13 protein-coding genes are annotated in these 15,922 nt (G+C 64.3%); 4 read left to right on the plus strand and 9 right to left on the minus strand.

The features are described 5' to 3' along the window. The first annotated feature begins 16 nt into the window (after positions 1-16). The 3 genes from AKG11_RS24315 (at position 17) to AKG11_RS34675 (ending at position 3,305) form a co-directional block, all read left to right on the plus strand. Entirely contained in the window at positions 17-1,561 is a 1,545-nt protein-coding gene (locus AKG11_RS24315) for an ABC transporter substrate-binding protein (RefSeq protein ID WP_050745778.1), read from the plus strand. A 149-nt stretch (positions 1,562-1,710) separates the two neighbouring features. After that, a complete protein-coding gene (locus AKG11_RS24320) occupies positions 1,711-2,802 on the plus strand; it encodes a C45 family autoproteolytic acyltransferase/hydolase (protein ID WP_050745779.1) in 1,092 nt (363 codons plus the stop codon). 98 nt (positions 2,803-2,900) lie between these two features. After that, positions 2,901-3,305, plus strand: coding sequence for a hypothetical protein (locus tag AKG11_RS34675; protein WP_156334129.1), 405 nt, complete (start codon positions 2,901-2,903; stop codon positions 3,303-3,305). A gap of 435 nt (positions 3,306-3,740) precedes the next feature. Here the strand turns inward: AKG11_RS34675 and AKG11_RS24330 are convergent, their stop codons facing one another. Next, entirely contained in the window at positions 3,741-4,664 is a 924-nt protein-coding gene (locus AKG11_RS24330; protein WP_050745781.1) for a hypothetical protein, read from the minus strand. A 146-nt stretch (positions 4,665-4,810) separates the two neighbouring features. Between AKG11_RS24330 and AKG11_RS24335 the strand changes: the two genes are divergently transcribed. Next, positions 4,811-5,188: a VOC family protein gene (locus tag AKG11_RS24335; protein ID WP_050745782.1), complete on the plus strand. Its 378-nt coding sequence runs from the start codon at positions 4,811-4,813 to the stop codon at positions 5,186-5,188. A 68-nt stretch (positions 5,189-5,256) separates the two neighbouring features. Here the strand turns inward: AKG11_RS24335 and AKG11_RS24340 are convergent, their stop codons facing one another. From AKG11_RS24340 to AKG11_RS24375, 8 genes are all read right to left on the minus strand, one after another. Then, complete coding sequence (locus AKG11_RS24340; RefSeq protein WP_245290225.1) at positions 5,257-7,281, minus strand: methyl-accepting chemotaxis protein; 2,025 nt, start codon at positions 7,279-7,281, stop codon at positions 5,257-5,259. Between the two features lie 705 nt (positions 7,282-7,986). After that, on the minus strand, positions 7,987-9,663 hold the full coding sequence (locus AKG11_RS24345) for an ABC transporter ATP-binding protein (RefSeq protein WP_050745783.1): 1,677 nt from the start codon (positions 9,661-9,663) through the stop codon (positions 7,987-7,989). Further along, positions 9,660-10,604 (minus strand): acetamidase/formamidase family protein, encoded by a 945-nt coding sequence (locus tag AKG11_RS24350; RefSeq protein ID WP_050745784.1) that lies wholly within the window; start codon positions 10,602-10,604, stop codon positions 9,660-9,662. The genes AKG11_RS24345 and AKG11_RS24350 overlap by 4 nt, the downstream gene beginning before the upstream one ends. Before the next feature lie 72 nt (positions 10,605-10,676). Next, positions 10,677-12,293: an ABC transporter substrate-binding protein gene (locus tag AKG11_RS24355; protein WP_050745785.1), complete on the minus strand. Its 1,617-nt coding sequence runs from the start codon at positions 12,291-12,293 to the stop codon at positions 10,677-10,679. 21 nt (positions 12,294-12,314) lie between these two features. Then, positions 12,315-13,235, minus strand: a complete 921-nt coding sequence (locus AKG11_RS24360; protein WP_050745786.1) for an ABC transporter permease — start codon at positions 13,233-13,235, stop codon at positions 12,315-12,317. Continuing rightward, positions 13,235-14,083 carry an ABC transporter permease gene (locus AKG11_RS24365; RefSeq protein WP_023514940.1) on the minus strand — a complete coding sequence of 283 codons (849 nt, stop codon included), beginning with the start codon at positions 14,081-14,083 and terminating at the stop codon, positions 13,235-13,237. The genes AKG11_RS24360 and AKG11_RS24365 overlap by 1 nt, the downstream gene beginning before the upstream one ends. After that, on the minus strand, positions 14,083-14,667 hold the full coding sequence (locus tag AKG11_RS24370; RefSeq protein WP_050745787.1) for an ANTAR domain-containing response regulator: 585 nt from the start codon (positions 14,665-14,667) through the stop codon (positions 14,083-14,085). Before AKG11_RS24370 ends, AKG11_RS24365 begins: the two co-directional genes overlap by 1 nt. Then, entirely contained in the window at positions 14,664-15,800 is a 1,137-nt protein-coding gene (locus AKG11_RS24375; RefSeq protein ID WP_050745788.1) for a transporter substrate-binding protein, read from the minus strand. The genes AKG11_RS24370 and AKG11_RS24375 overlap by 4 nt, the downstream gene beginning before the upstream one ends. Positions 15,801-15,922 lie beyond the last annotated feature (122 nt).

Here is a 15,922-nt window from a genome sequence, read left to right on the forward strand (position 1 = left end):
ACACCAGGAGATCATCATGAAACGGACATTTCTGATTTCGACGGCGCTGGCGGCTGGCCTGCTGCTTGGCGTCTCGGCCGAGGCGGCAACGCTGAACATCCGCATCAATGCCGATATCCGCAGCACGGAAGGCATCGACCGTGATGCCAACACCGACACCGTGCTGCACCATGTTTTCGAGACGCTGGTCGGCTTCCGCGCCGATCTCAGCATCGGCCCTGCGCTCGCCGAAAGCTGGGCCGTTTCGCAGGACGGCAAGACCTATACGTTCACGATCCGCGAGGGCGCGACCTTCCACAACGGCGATCCCGTTACATCGGCCGACGTCAAGTGGAACTGGGACCACCGCGTCGCGGCCGGCGCCGAATGGTTCTGCAACGCCTTCTACGACGGTTCGCAGGGCCTGAAGGTGGAGGCGCTGGAAACGCCCGACCCGCGCACCGTCGTCTTCCGCATCAACGAGCCGAATGCGCTCTTCCTCGCCCAGCTCGCCAACATCCAGTGCAACGGCTGGGTCGCCAGCCCGAAAAATGCAGGGCCGAATGGCAAGTGGATCGAGGGCAGCGCGATCGGCAGCGGTTCCTTCAAGCTGAAGGAATGGGTGAAGAGCCAGTACATCACCCTGGAGAAGTACGACGGTTACAAGCCGCCGAAGGAAAAGGCGAGCGGCTATGCCGGCGACCGCACGGCACTGGTCGATGAAGCGAAGTTCATGATCATCCCCGACACGTCGGCCGCCGAGACCGCACTCTTCGCCGGCGAGATCGACGTGCTGCCGAACTTCGAATCCCAGCGCATCGAGGATGCCAAGGCACGCGGCCTGCAGGTCATGACGACTTCAGGCCTCTCGCTGACGCCACTCCTGATCCAGACCACCGATCCGCTGATGTCGAACGTCAAGCTGCGCCAGGCGATCGCCCATGCCATCGATTTCAAGCAGATCGCCGCCGCGCGCACGGCGAACCTTGCCGATTTCAATCCCTCCGGCGTACCGCAGGCGAGCGCCTTCTTCGACGAGGACTTCCTGAAATGGCCGGCCTACGATCCGGAGGCCGCCAAGGCGCTGCTCGCAGAGGCCGGTTACAAGGGCGAGGTGATCAAGATCCAGACCAACACCCGCTACCAGGGCATGTATGAAAACAGCATCCTGGTGCAGGCCATGCTGGCAGGCGCAGGCATCAATGCCGAGCTGGAGGTGCTGGACTGGGCCGCACAGCTCGACAACTACCTCGCGGGCAAGTTCCAGCTGCAGTCCTTCGGCTATTCCGCACGCCTCGATCCCTCGCAGTTCTACGGCGTCATCATGGGCGACAAGAAGGTCGAGCCGACGGCTCAGTGGGACAATCCCGAGGCCTGGCAGCTCTATCTGAAGTCGACCAAGACGACGGATTTCGAGGCGCGCAAGGCGGTCTTCAAGGAAATCCACGCGCTGATGGCCAAGGACCTGCCGATCTTCGGCCTCTATTATGAACCTGTCGTCGCGGCAGTCGGGGCCAAGATCGAAGGCTTCGACGTCTGGGCGGCCGACAAGGAGCGGGCCTGGGGCGTGAAGAAGAACTGATCCCATCCGTCGGGCGAGGGCGGCAATCCAGGAGCGGTTCCCGCAGCCGGAGCAATGGCCAACAGGCTGCGGGCCGTCCTCGCCTGTCTTTATCTCGTCGTCGGGACGCCCATCGCGCCCCGACGACCGCATCCCGTCAGGAGAAAATCATGCGTACCGAAGATCTTCCCGTCATCGACTGCCCGAAGGCGCCGCTTGCCCGCGGGCGGGCGCATGGCGAGGCGCTGCGCGGCACGATCGCCGACAAGGTGGAGCGCTGGCAGGCGGCGATCGGCAAGGCCTATGGCCGACCGGCGGCGGCCTTCCTGCCCGTCTTCCTGACGGTGACGGACTTCCGCACGGCAATCGCCGTCCATACGCCCGATCTTCTCGAGGAGGTGCGCGGCATTGCCGAAGGTGCCGGCATATCCGAGGAGACGGCCTATGCCCTCCAACTGATGGACGAGGAATGGTGGTTCGGCGGTTTCGACGGCGAGGGCCATTGCAGCAGTCTTGCCGTTGCACCGGCAGAAGGGCGCGAGACGATTGTCGGCCAGACCATGGACCTGCCACGCTGGCACGATGGCGCACAGGCCGTGCTGCGGCTCGATGACGGCGACAGCGAAACGCTGGTCTACACCTCCGCCGGCCTGATCGGCCTGATGGGCGTTTCCGGCCGCGGCCTCGGCATCTGCGTCAACACGCTTGCCCAGCTTGCCTACAGCCCGCACGGGCTTCCCGTCTCCTTCGCCATGCGCGGCGCGCTGGCGCGGAAAGACGCGGCAGCGGCGGCGGACTTTCTCTCCCGCGTCCCGCATGCCTCGGGTCAGAATTTCCAGGTCGGCGACCGGAACGGCATCCGCACGCTCGAATGCGCGGCGGGTGGCGTTGCCGAGATCGCCATTGCCGATGGCCTGTCGCTTCACACGAACCATCCGCTCGCCAATACGCGCGTCGCGCCGAATGCCAGGCTGGAGGGCGGCAGCGACTCGCGCACCCGCCTTCGCAGCCTCCATACCGATTTTTCCCGCGGCGGGCCGGTGAATGCCGAAACCGCAAGACGCGCCCTTTCGGCGCAGCGCAAGGGCGGCGCCGTCTCCATCGTGCCGAAAGGCCCGGCACGTACCGACACCAAGCTCGGCCTCATGCGCCAGATGACGGTCGGTGCAGTCGTTTACGAGATCGGCAAAACGGTGTCGCTCTCCGTCGCCGCGGGGCCGCCGAGCGCCGAAAGCTGGCGGCGGCTGGCGGTGCGCGGCTGAGTATCTCGGCCGTGCCGGCACGAGATGCGCAAACGCTCCACCCCGCCTTTCAGCGGTTGATCTGATGGCGGAGGGTGGAGCGGGGGCGTCGAGGCGTCATGCGCGATGGCACGGCATGCGCCGAAGGGGCATCAGAGGCACTGAATGATGCAGATGCCGGCGCAGGCCAGCCAGCACTGATAATCAGAGCCGCAATAGATGCATTGCGGGGCGCATCTCTTGATGCAGTCCCAGTTTATCAGCGGCTGGATTTGCGAATCCGTCTTGCCGTAGTCCAGGTGAACTTCACAACCAATGGGTTGTGTTATGTCGTTGCATTTTATGGTGAGCGTCGCCTCGAATTTGAAAAGCCCTCCGTCGAAGGGATCAAATTTGATATCGGCGACCATCTCAACTTTCGGGTATTTTATCTCGAGCTTGCGTATTTTTATGTCAAACGCACCGAAGCTGCCCATCTTTTGGCATATGATGACGCTTCTCATGTCCGACTTGTCGTGACTTAAGAATTCGATCGCAGTAACGTTTTCCGCGCTGAGAATGGAAGCTTTCAGGTTTCTGTTGTTCAGAAGGTCCGCTCTGTTGGCCAATGCCTTTTGACGGATGATGTCGACCGATTCCGGATTCAGTCTTCTGATGCTAGACTGCGACGTGCCGCAGCATCCTCCAGTTCCACACATTTCAATCCCTCCTCAAACCCTATGATCAGGGTGGGATATGATTAACACCTTGCGGTTGATTGTAAATAATACACAACGTAAAATTGTTAAAATTTTTACGCGAAATGCATATACGCGCAGCGAGCTTTTCTGCCGGATGCTCCACCCCTTCGGCTGCGGGCTTCATGCTGTGAGGAGGCTGGAAAGGTATGCCAATCAAGGCCGTCTGGAGTTTCCCTTTTGGGCGGCATCATCTTCCAGCGAGATGCCGCCCTATACCCGTCAGGCCGGCAGGGTTGCCAGAAGGGCTTCGTAGGTCGGGGCGAGTGCCCGCAGCTGGGCAGCGGCGGTTGCATCGTCCCGGGTGACCAGCGGATATTGCAGGGAGCCGATGAGCCGGGCCTGACGGTCGAGGATGGCTGCGGCCTGCACCTCGCCGATCTGCGTGAGGCAGGTGGCTGCGTCCGCGGCACGGCGGGCGCCGACCCGGACGGCGAAGTGGATCAGGTGGTCGCGCAACCCCTCCTCGACGCCCCGTTCGATCATTGCCGCGAGCGCTTCGGCCGCCTCGCCGTTGCCGATCGTTCCCGGCGGCACCTCGCTGACACCCGCGCCGGCCAACCATCTGCGTGCAGCGGGCAAGGCGGCACGGATGATCTCCGTGTTGGACCTGACAGCGGTCCGGCGGAAGCCCGAGCGCAGGGTGAAGGGGGTGCCGTAGTCGAGTGTTTCCGTCTGCCAGGCCTTGAGGAACAGGTCGACCGGCAGCCGCGCGTAGGGGAAGCCTTCCGGATCGTGCATCAGCACCGACGTCTCGTCCATCTCGATGACGACGACATAGTGATCCGCGCCGATCGGCCCCATCCGTCCCGGCTGGTGCCGGAGATGACCCATCTCCACGGGGCCGATCCAGACCGGCCCATCGACCAGCGCAGCCTTGAGCGTGGCGAGCGCCGATTGCGGGTCGTCGCCGTGCACGAGATCGGAGGCCCAGCCCAGCGCCGCCAGCGTATCGTCAAAGCTTGCTTCCGGCGTCCAGCAGAATGGATCGAAAAACGGCAGCGTGCCCCGCAGCAAATGCATGCCGAAAGCACTGCTCGTTGCAAATTCAATGACGTTTGTCGGTGGTGAAATTTCACCTAACATCATGGCGAAGGCGTTTGAATAACAATATGGGCCGGAGCCTGTATAGGGAAAATGCTTCATTTTTACTGTCTCCTTGTTGAAAGAGACGGAGATAGAAGAAGAAATTCGCAAAAATTGTCAACGGTCGCGAATTTCTTTCTTTAAACTGTTGCTATTTCGCCATCGACCATGGCCTTGTTGACGGGTGAAGGGCAGCAGGAGGAATCATGCGCCTCAACCAGGTGACCGTAACGATGCCGGATCTCGATGCAGGCTGGCGGTTCTATTGCCTGCTCGGCCTCAGGCCCGTCGTCGACGCGCGGCCTCGCTATGCCCGCTTCCTCTGCCCGGAGGGCGACAGCACCTTCTCGCTGCACCAAGGAGAGGCGGGTGAGGGTGGAACCACCGTCTATTTCGAATGCGAGGATCTGGACGGGACGGTCAGGGCTCTTGTCGAAGCCGGCCTCCGGTTTGAACGCGGGCCGGAGGATATGAGCTGGCTCTGGCGTGAGGCCGAGCTGTTCGATCCCGGCGGCAACCGCATCGTCCTCTACCATGCCGGGGCGAACCGGATCGATCCGCCGTGGCGGATCGACAGGACGTGACGGCGGTAAGCGCCTGCGTCCCTTGAATGCCGGGCCACCCGCAGGCTCGCGGATGGCCCGGCGTGGTCTCAGAATTCCTCCCACTCGCCTTTGGTGTCGAGGGCCGCATTGCCGCTGAAGGCGGCTGCAACCTTGCGGCCGAGCGTGCGGGCAGGGGAGGCAACGGCGGAATCGGCACTCCGCGCGGTGCGCAGGCCGCCTGCACGGGCGGCAGAGGCGCCCTCCAGCCGGAACTGGCTGACCAGCTCGCGCAGGCGCACGGCCTCGTTGGCCAGCGTGTTGGAGGCGGCGTTGGACTGTTCCACCATTGCCGCATTCTGCTGGGTCGTCTGGTCCATGGCGTTGACCGCAGTATTGACTTCGGCCAGCCCGACGGACTGTTCCTTGGCCGATGTCGCAATCGATTCCATATGCGTGTTGATCTCGACGATGAAGCCGCTGATGGTTTTCAGCGCCGAGCCCGTATCGCGCACCAGCTTCACGCCGGTGCCGACTTCGGCGGACGAGTTCTGGATCAGACCCTTGATCTCCTTGGCCGCCTGGGCGGAGCGCTGGGCAAGCTCGCGCACCTCCTGTGCCACGACCGCAAAACCCTTGCCGGCCTCGCCCGCACGGGCTGCTTCGACGCCTGCATTGAGGGCGAGCAGGTTGGTCTGGAAGGCGATCTCGTCGATGACGCCGATGATGTTGGAAATCTGCTGCGAGCTTTCCTCGATCTTGCGCATCGCCTCTTCCGCATGGGAGACGACTTCTGCGGATTCGGCCGCCGAATGGTTGGCGCGGCCGGCGACATCCTTGGCCTCTTCCGTGCGTTTGGAGGAGTTGGCGACATTGACGGTGATCTCGTCGAGCGCCGCTGCCGTTTCCTCCAGCGAGGCGGCCTGCTGCTCCGTGCGCTTCGAAAGGTCGTCCGTGCCGGCGGCGATTTCTCGGGTGCCGGTGTCGAGCGTCGAGATGGAGCCGGAGATTTCCGAAAGCGTCGTGCCGAGCTGCGCGACGGAGCGGTTGAAGTCGTGGCGCAGGGCCTCGAAATCCGGTGCGAAGGTCTCGTTGAGCTGGAAGGCGAGGTCGCCGGAGGCGAGGCGCTTCAGGCCGGCGGCAAGGCCGGATGTCGCAACACGCAGCCGCTCGGCGGCGTCGGCTTCGGCCTTCTCCTGCATGGTGATGCGTTCGGCCTCGGCCTTCTTGCGGTTTTCCGTCGCTTCCTGCTCCAGCCGCCGGTTGGCGATGGCGCCCTGGCGGAAGACCTCCAGCGCCTTGCCCATGTCGCCGATCTCGTCGTTGTTCCTGGCAAGGTCGATCTGCGTGTCCAGCTGACCATTGGCCACGAGGCCCATGGAATTGCCAAGCTTGTACATGCCGCCGATGATGCGCTTGAAGGTCACGTAGCCGATGATGGCGAGCATCAGCATCAGCGCGCCCATGGCGGCCAGGGTCAGCGACCAGAAGAAGGCGGCGCGGGCGTTGGCGGCGTCGACGGCGCCCTGGGTGCGGTGCTCGAGCTTCACGAAGAAGGCGTCGACCGGCTTCATGATCTCGGCCTTGAACTTGTGGTACTCGGGCGAATCCAGCATGTGCGCTGCCTTGTCCCGGGCCTCCGGTCCTGTCGTGGCGGCATTGTCGACAAGGGTCATCGCCTCGGTCTCAAGCTTGACGAGCGCATCGGAGCGCTTGCCTGCCTCATCGAGCAGGGCGAATTCGTCGTCGGTGAAACCGGCCTGCTTCATCAGGTCGAGAATGGAGATGGCGGGACCGTCCGGGCGGGGTTTTGCCTCGCCACCGGCGACGAAGTCCCAGTAGATGCGGTGGTAGTCTTCCGGTCGTGGCCGGGTCCCGTTGCGGATTTCGATGACGGCGTTGTACTGGTCCTTGTAGGATGCATCCCCCGTTTCGGCATAGGTGCGCACCAGGCGCGTCAGATCGTCGGACGACTGGCGGAAGCCGTCGGCGAGAAGGTAGGACCGGTACTTCTGGTCATAGGCATTCGTCACATCGCCGGCTGCGCCGGTATATTCCCACAGACTGCCCGCGAGGCCGGCAATGGCAATGCCGGTGGCCGAGGCGAGGATGAGGAATTGCGTCTTGATTCTCATGATGGACAGTTCCTGGCGTGGACATGCCTCTTCTGCCGCGTCGAACTCATTTCTGACGTCATGAAGTCATGCCGCACATGAGTGCTATACCCGACGCCATCGTCGGTATGTGTAAAGGATGTGCTTTATAATGGTTATGGAATCGATAATTTGCCCGAATTCGCCCCGGATTTCAGTATTTTAACAGTATGCATCCGCTGCGTGTATTTAAAGGTTTTCGATCTATGGCGGGTTTTGACGATTGTTATTTTTTTGTTCCAAATTTCTTGCCATTTATTTTTTGTATTTCTAGTCAAAATTGAAGTTGTATTTTTGAATCGGCGTAATAGGTTTAATGTTGCAATATAAGAAATATGTACTTTAAATTCGCCGTATGTATGAAGTCCCGCCTTTGTTCGGCCCTTCGCCAGTCAATGTGTTCGATTTAGAGTGTTTTACTCATCCAAAATCCCCGTCGACACGACGCTGCAACAGCTATTGTCGAAGGGTGTGAGCAGTCGGCGCTGTGCCTAGAGCATGCAAAGGCGCGCGAAATCAGGAAGGGTCGGGCGACGGTGCGGGTGATGGGAGATTTTACAACGTCCGGCTGCGCGAAATTGTGGGTTTCGGCGCATTTTTCTTGTCCGGAACGAAGGGGGCATCCAGCAAAATCGTCAAGCGAGGCCTCTTTGCCGCGCTTTCTGGTTCAATGCATCCTCGTCGGCCTCAGGCGTGCCGGGCCGCGCGATAAAGGGCCGGATCGGGGATCGGTACGGCAGCCATCAGGTTGCGTGTGTAGTCGTCGCCGGGGCTTTCGAACACCTGCCGGCGTGTGCCGATCTCGACGATCCGCCCGCCGCGCATCACCGCGACATGGTGCGACATCTTCTCGATGACCGCCATGTCGTGCGAGATGAAGAGATAGGCAAGGCCCATCTGCTCCTGCAGTTCCAGCATCAGGTCGAGCACCCGGGCGCGGACCGAAACGTCGAGCGCCGCGACGCTCTCGTCGGCGACGATGAGCTTCGGCTCCAGCGCCAGCGCCCGGGCGATGCAGATGCGCTGGCGCTGGCCGCCGGAAAACTCGTGCGGATAGCGGCCGCCGGCATCCGGCGGCATGCCGACGCGCTTCAGGAGGGCGGCCACCCGGTCCTGCCGTTCGGAGGCATTGCCGACGCCGTGGATGACCAGTGGCTCGGCGATGGCCGCACCGACCGTCATGCGCGGGTCGAGTGAGGCGTAGGGGTCTTGAAAGATCATCTGCGCGATGCGGCGCACGGGGCGCATCGCGGCGGGCTTCAGGCCGTGCGTCTCGTGTCCATCGATCGAAACGCTGCCCGCGAAGGGAATGAGGTTGAGCACGGCCTTGCCGGTGGTCGACTTGCCCGAACCGCTTTCGCCGACAAGGCCGAGCGTCTCGCCCGCCTTGAGGACGAAGGAAATGTCGCTGACGGTGGCGGGGGCGATGCGCGACCGGTTGAACCATCCGGCGCGCGCGCCATAGGTGACGCTGAGATCCTTGACGACGAGGATTGGGTTTTCCGCCGGTGGTGGCGCAGCTTCCGTCAGGCGGGGCGGTCCGTCCGTGCCGGCATGGGCGCCGAGGCGGGGAACGGCGGCAAGCAGTTGGCGCGTATAGGGTTCGGCCGGCCGCGCGAAGATGTCGAGCGCATCGCCGGCCTCAACGATCCTGCCCTGCTGCATGATCGCCACCCGGTCCGCCATTTCCGCGACCACACCCATGTCGTGGGTGATCATCAGGATGGAGGTGGAGAATTCACGCCGGAGTTCGCGCATCAGCGTGAGGATCTGCGCCTGCACGGTCACGTCGAGTGCGGTCGTCGGCTCGTCGGCGATCAGCACCTTGGGCCGGCAGGAGAGCGCCATGGCGATCATCACGCGCTGGCGCATGCCGCCGGAAAGTTCGTGCGGGTACTGCGTCAGCCGGCGCGGCGCCTCGCTCATGTGCACGGCGTCGAGCATTGCGCGGGCAATGGCTTCGGCTCCCTCGGAGAGATCCTCGCGATGCTCGCGGATCGCCTCCACCATCTGGGCGCCGATGGTCATCACCGGGTTCAGCGAGGTCATCGGCTCCTGGAAGATCATCGCGATGTCGCCACCGCGGATCTTGCGCAGCGCCCGGTGCGGAATGCCAAGGATGTTGCGGTCTTCCAGCCGGATTTCGCCGGTCGATACCTTCAGCGAAGCCTTCGGCAAAAGGCCCATGATGGCCAGCGAGGTGACGGACTTGCCGGACCCCGATTCCCCCGCAAGGCAGAGCGTCTCGCCGGCGGTAAGATCGAAGCTCACGCCGTCGAGGATGCGCTTCAGCCCTTCGGGCGTGCGCGCATCGACGGAGAGGTTGCGGACGGAGAGAACCGGGGCGGCCTGATGCGACGTCACGCGAAGACGATCCTCGGGAAGTAGAAGGAAACGACCCAGTTCGGCATGTCGACAATCTCGCTGATCCTGAGATCGCCGCAGACCGAGCAGAGCAAATAGGCATCGACGGGACTGTAGCCGTGCTCGGCGACGAGAAGGTCGATCATGCGCATCAGCGCCTCGCGGGCGCCCGTCATCAGGTCGGGGCCGATGCCGGTCGTGACCTCGTAGCCGGCGCCGTCGAGATGGCGCGTCACGGGCTCGGTCGTCGTGAAACGTGGTGTCTTGAGGTTGGCGCCCTTCACGAGGTCGAGGGTGAGTTCGACATTCATCTGGCTCTCGATCGCCGTTCCGCAGACCTCGCCATCGCCCTGCGCCGCATGGGTATCGCCGACGGAGAACAGCGCGCCTTCGACCTCGACGGGCAGGTAGAGCGTCACGCCCGCCGTGAGGTCGCGGATATCCATGTTGCCGCCGACACGGCGCGGCGGCACGACGGAGTGGAGGCCAGGTTCGGCCGGCGCAACGCCGATCGTGCCGGTGAACGGCTTCAACGGCACGCGCCCGCCGGGTCCGAAGGCGGAGGGCGCCATGCTTGCCGTATCGTAGGACCAGATGTGCAGCGCCGGGTCCTTGAACTGGTCGGCGAGCAGGCCGAAGCCGGGAATGTTCGCCGTCCAGCCGTGGCCGGAGGGATGGAACTTGCGGATCGTCACCTTCAGCGCATCGCCGGGCTCCGCGCCTTCCACATAGACCGGGCCGGAGACGGGGTTCACCTTGCCGAAATCGAGCGCGGCAAGCGTCTCCAGCGTCGAATCACGGCCGAGCTGGCCGCCCGAGGAATCGAGGCATTCGAAGAGGATGGTCTCGCCGGGCCTGGCCGTCAGCGCCGGCGGAAAGGCGCGGTCCCAGCCGAAATTATGCTGCGCGCGGTGGATGGTGTGGGTGCAGGCGACGCACATGGAAGGCCTCCCGGTCGTTTGTTGTTCTTGAAAGCTCTCCCCGCGGGTGCGAGGAGAGCCGGTGGTGAAGGCTCAGGGCTTCACGAAGATCGCGTCGTAATTGATGACGCGCGTCGGATCGATGTAGATGTTGTCCGGCCCGCCCATGCGCAGCGACTTGGCGACGACGCGACGCTCGTTGATGACGGGCACCCAGGGCGCATCCGCCATGATGTCGGTGAAGATCTTGCCCCAGGCCGCCTGGCGCTCCGCCGCCTTGGCCGGGTCGGACATGGCATCGGCCTCCGCGGCGCGCTTGTCGATTGCCTCGTTGCAGTACCACGGCCAGTTCCAGCCGCCGGAGACGGCGCCCGAGCAGCCGAGGATCGGGCCGTAGAAGTTGGACGGATCCGGGAAGTCGGCGATCCAGCCCATGCCGCCGGACCAGATCATCGGCGCTTCGCCCTCCGTGCCGCCGGCGGCGATCACGTTGCCCTGCGCCAGTGCCCGCACCTCGGCCTTGATGCCGATGGCAGCGAGATCCTGCTGGATCGCCTGGGCGATGCGCGGTTGCGGGTCGGTGTTGGTGGAATAGAGCACCGTCTCGAAACCATCGGGATGGCCGGCCTCGGCAAGCAGGGCCTTGGCCTTTTCCACGTCAAAGGCATAGCCGGTGAAGGCCTTGTCGTAGCCCGGCATCAACGGCGGCAGGATTTGATTGGCCGGCGTTGCGCGGCCGTTCAGGATGCGCGTGATGCGCTCCTTGTTGATCGCCATGTTGACGGCCTGGCGCACCTTCACGTCGTCGAAGGGTTTTACCTTGGTGTTGAGCGTGATGTAGCCGGTGTGCAGTTGTTCGCCGTCGACGATCATCGCCGCGCCATCGGGCGAGTTCTTGATCTCCAGGAACTTTGCCGGCGGAATGCCGTCGCCGGCAATGTCCACCTCGCCCTTCTGCAGGCGCAGGAGCGCGACGAGAGGCTCCTGGCCGACTTCGATCGTCACCTTGTCGACATGCGGCACGTCCTTGACGAAATAGTCGGGGTTGCGTTCGAAGACGAGCTTCTGGCCGATCGTCCAGTCCTTCAGCACCAGCGCGCCGGAGCCGACCGGCTTCTTGCCGAAGTCGCCGGCCGCCGCGTCCACCGCTTCCTTCGGCACGACGGAGGCGAAGTTGATCGCCATGACGTGCAGGAAGGTCGCATCGGGCCGCGAGAGGCGGAAGACGACGGTCGCATCGTCAGGCGTCTCCACGCCCGAAAGCACCTCGGCCTTGCCGCCCGTCAGGTCGTCGAAACCCTTGATCGCGCCGAAGAAACCGGCGCCGGGCCCCTGCGTCTTCGGGTTGACGGCGCGCTCGATGGAATATTTCACGTCCGAGGCGACGATCTCGCGGCCGTTGGTGAACTTCACGCCCTTGCGTAGCTTGAACGTATAGGTGAGCCCGTCGGGCGCGACCTCGAAGCTCTCGGCAAGCGAGGGCACGAGGTTGGCGGTGCCGGGCTCGTAGTCCATCAGGCGCGAGAACAGGCTCTTGATCATCGACCAGTTGACCCAGTCATAGCCGATATGCGGGTCGAGCGTGGTGATGTCGTCCTTGTAGGTGACGACGATCTCGCCGCCCTGCGCGGGCGTTTCGGCCTTGGCCGAAAGTGCGGAGAAGGCGAGCACGGTCGCCGTTGTCGTTGTCAGTAACCAGCGATTGAACATTTTTCGTTCCCCTTTTTGGTTTCAATGCGAACGGATACGCGGATCGATCATCGGCGCGATGAGGTCTGCGACGAGATTGCCGACGATGATGGCGAAGGCGGAGGTGAGCGTGACGCCCATGATGATGGGAATGTCGACCTGCTGGATCGCCTGCCAGGCAAGTTGGCCGATGCCGGGCCAGCCATAGACCGCCTCCACGACCACGACCCCGCCCATGAACTGGCCGATATCGATGCCGATCATCGCGACGACGGGCAGGATGGCGTTGGGCAGGGCGTGGCGCAGCACCACGCGCCGGCCGGACAGCCCCTTGGCGCGGGCGGTGCGGATGAAGTCCTGGTTGAGAACGTCGATCATCGCCGAGCGCGCCATGCGCGCATACCAGCCGGCGCCGAGAATGCCGAGCGTCATGGCCGGCAGCACGACATGGGCGGCCGTGCCGTAGCCGCTCATCGGGAACCAGCCGAGCGTTGCGGCAAAGACGTAGAGCAGCAGCAGCGCGACGACGAATTGCGGGGCGGAAACGCCGACGAAGGCGGAGGCCATGACGAAGCGGTCGATCGCCCCGCCGCGGTTCAGCGCAGCGACGATGCCGAAGGTGAGGCCGAGCAGCACTTCGACGAAGATGCCCGCTGCCATCAGCGTCAGCGTCGCCGGCAGACGGGCGGCGATCAGCGTGGCAACCTCGGTCTTTTGCGCATAGGACCGGCCGAGATCGCCCTGGACGAGATTGCCGAGATAGCTGAGGAACTGGGTCAGCAGCGGCTGGTCGAGGCCGAGTTCACGGCGGATGTTTTCCACGGTCTGCGCCGTCGCGCTGCGCCCGGCGAGCATGCGGGCAGGGTCGGCCGGCAGCGCATAGAGCAGCACGAAGGTGATGGCGGCAACGCCGAGCAGGATCAGGCAGGACTGGACGAGGCGTTTTGCCAGAAGCTTTGCCATCAGCCGCGGCCCCGCTGGGTCGGGTCGAGGATGTCGCGCAGTGCGTCGCCCACCAGGTTGAAGGCGAGCGCCGTCAGAAGGATGACCGCGCCGGGGAAGAAGACCAGCCAGGGCGCCGCCTGGAAATAGCTCTGGCTCTCGAAGATGATGTTGCCCCAGGAGGGGTCCGGCGGCTGCACGCCGATGCCGAGGAAGGAGAGGGTGGCTTCCAGGAGCACGGTCGTCGCGATGCCGAGCGTGCCCCAGACGATGGCGGTCGGCACGAGATGTGGCAGCACATGCCGGAGCACGATGCGCGCGTTGCCGGCGCCGAGCGCCCGTTCGGCCATGATGAAGTCGCGCTCCACCAGCCCGCGCGTCTCCGTATAGACGATGCGTGCCACCTGCACCCAGTTGACGAGCGCGATGACCATGGCGACGATCCACAGGCTCGGTTTCAGGATGGCGGCAAGCACGATGGCGAGCAGCAGTGCGGGAAAGGCCATCATCAGGTCGGTGAAGCGCATCATGATGCCGCCGACCCAGCCGCGCATGTAACCCGCCGTGATGCCGACGAAGAGGCCGATGGTGACGGCGACGCCATTGGCGACGAGGCCGATGATCAGCGAGGTGCGGGCGCCGTAGAGCAGGCGCGAGAGCAGGTCGCGGCCAAGCGTGTCCGTGCCGAGCAGGAATTCCCCGCCGGGCGGCATCGGCGCGCCCTCGATCGTCAGGCCTTCGAACATCTGGTTGTCAGGCGCATAGGGCGCCAGCCATGGCGCGGCGATGGCGGCGATGACCACGGCAAGAACGATGACAAGACCGAACACCGCCGCGGGCTGGCGGCACAGTTCCTTCAGCACCCGCATCAACCGACCTCGCGCAGGGATTCGGAGCCGCCGAGGAAGAAGGCGGCGAGCTGTTCGATCGGCAGGCGGCGGCGCATGGCGCAGTCGCGCAGGATCGCATAGGCGCGCTCCTCGTCGATATGGCGTTCGGCGGCAAGGCGGGTGACGGCGGCAAAGACGAGAGGCCGCAGTTTCAGCCGCTCCTCCAGATGGGCGATGCGGCGGCGCGTCTCCAGACGCTCTTCATGGAGAGAGACGGCGAGCACCATGGCGGGATAGACGGTCGAGGCGGAAACCGGTTTCGGGATGATCGCGCCGGCGCCGTGGCGCAGCGCCCAGGCAATGCGGCCCGGCGCTTCCGAGCCGAGCAGCGCGACGACCGGGCAGGCCGGCGAGGCGTCGGAGAAGGGCAAGAGCTCGTCCCAGCCCCGGTCGGCATCGATCAGCACGAGATCCGGCAGATCGGCCGTGGAAAGCGGCGTCCACTGCACGGTCACCGAAACGCCGAGCAGGCCGAGCTGGCGACGCAGACGATCCGTGTTGCCGTCCGCCTCGCTGAGGATGACGGCGCGCCAGCCGGTAAAGTTCGGGGTCTTCAGCGTCATGACACGATCCTCAGGCGCGGGGCGGGCCGTGTCGTGGCGCCCGTCAGATAGGGATCGGCGGCGAGTGCCGGGGCGGCGGCGATGACGTCGAAGCCGTGCCCATCGTTGATGCGGCCGAGCAGGAAGGGCAGGGCCGCATGGTTGGTCGCCGCATCCACCCGCATGTCGCCGAAGAGCGAGGGCCAGTCGCGGGCCAGCACCTCGGCGCGCACGCGCTCCGGGGCATCGGAGCCGGCCGCCTCGATCGCGGCGATGCACAGGCTGACGGCGGTGTAGGCGCTGGCGAACAGGCTGGAGACGATACGCTCCCCGCCGCCCCAGTCCCGCAGCCGCGCCTTGAAGGCATGGTTGTCGACCGTGTCGAGCGTGTGGAAATAGGAGGCTGCGCAGAGCTGGCCGGTGGCGACGCCCGCGCCGATGTCCGACAGTTCGCATTCCTGCAGGTCGCAGCTCGCGACGGGGCAGTTCTCCGGCAGGAAGGCGGGGTCGCGCGCGCCGAGCGCCCGCATGGCGGCAAGAAACGCGTAACTGGACGGGCCGACGAGATTGTTGAGCACGAAGCTCGGCCGCTTTTCCGCGATGTCGGCGACAATGCGTTCGACGGCGGTCTCCTCCAGCGGCAGGTAGCGTTCGCCGAGCACCGTGCCGCCGGCATTGTGGATCAGCTCGCGCGCCAGCCGGTTCATCTCCCAGCCCCAGACATAGTTGGCGCCGACGAGATAGGGCCGCGTGCCATGGCGGGGCAGCAGATAGTCGAAGAGCGGGATGAGGTGCTGGTTCGGGCAGCCGCCGATATAGATGACGTTCTCGTTGGCCTCGAAGCCCTCGTAGGGACACATGTACCAGAGCAGGCCGTCGTGCTTCTCGACGAGCGGGATGACTTCCTTGCGCGCCGTCGAGGTGATGGTGCCGATGATGTGCCGGCAGCCTTCATCGCGAATCAGGCTGCGCGCGCCCTCCAGATAGGCGGCAAGGTCTGCCCGTGGATCGAAATAGGCGGGCTCGATACGGTTCCCGCCGCGCTGGCGGTAGTCATGGAAGGCGAATTCCGCGCCGTCGCGGGCATCCCGTCCCATCGAGCCATAGGGGCCGGTGGTCGAATAGAGGATGCCGATCTTCACGCGGTCTACCATTGGCCACCAATACAAAAAGCCCACAGCGATGATCCCGGAAGCCGGGTCGCTGTGGGCGCTGTTGCCCTTCGACGAACGAGGTCATGTGAGAGAGGCGGACAAAGCTGCCCGCGCATTGAAAA

Source organism: Shinella sp. SUS2, assembly GCF_001262505.1.
Lineage (GTDB): Bacteria > Pseudomonadota > Alphaproteobacteria > Rhizobiales > Rhizobiaceae > Shinella.

Bases quoted from the DNA above. Each gene is read 5' to 3' on its own strand.
- AKG11_RS24315 (WP_050745778.1), top strand. From the start codon at position 17: ATGAAACGGACATTTCTGATTTCGACGGCGCTGGCGGCTGGCCTGCTG.
- AKG11_RS24320 (WP_050745779.1), top strand. From the start codon at position 1,711: ATGCGTACCGAAGATCTTCCCGTCATCGACTGCCCGAAGGCGCCGCTT.
- AKG11_RS34675 (WP_156334129.1), top strand. From the start codon at position 2,901: ATGCGCGATGGCACGGCATGCGCCGAAGGGGCATCAGAGGCACTGAAT.
- AKG11_RS24330 (WP_050745781.1), bottom strand. From the start codon at position 4,664: ATGAAGCATTTTCCCTATACAGGCTCCGGCCCATATTGTTATTCAAAC.
- AKG11_RS24335 (WP_050745782.1), top strand. From the start codon at position 4,811: ATGCGCCTCAACCAGGTGACCGTAACGATGCCGGATCTCGATGCAGGC.
- AKG11_RS24340 (WP_245290225.1), bottom strand. From the start codon at position 7,281: ATGAGAATCAAGACGCAATTCCTCATCCTCGCCTCGGCCACCGGCATT.
- AKG11_RS24350 (WP_050745784.1), bottom strand. From the start codon at position 10,604: ATGTGCGTCGCCTGCACCCACACCATCCACCGCGCGCAGCATAATTTC.
- AKG11_RS24355 (WP_050745785.1), bottom strand. From the start codon at position 12,293: ATGTTCAATCGCTGGTTACTGACAACGACAACGGCGACCGTGCTCGCC.
- AKG11_RS24360 (WP_050745786.1), bottom strand. From the start codon at position 13,235: ATGGCAAAGCTTCTGGCAAAACGCCTCGTCCAGTCCTGCCTGATCCTG.
- AKG11_RS24365 (WP_023514940.1), bottom strand. From the start codon at position 14,083: ATGCGGGTGCTGAAGGAACTGTGCCGCCAGCCCGCGGCGGTGTTCGGT.
- AKG11_RS24370 (WP_050745787.1), bottom strand. From the start codon at position 14,667: ATGACGCTGAAGACCCCGAACTTTACCGGCTGGCGCGCCGTCATCCTC.
- AKG11_RS24375 (WP_050745788.1), bottom strand. From the start codon at position 15,800: ATGGTAGACCGCGTGAAGATCGGCATCCTCTATTCGACCACCGGCCCC.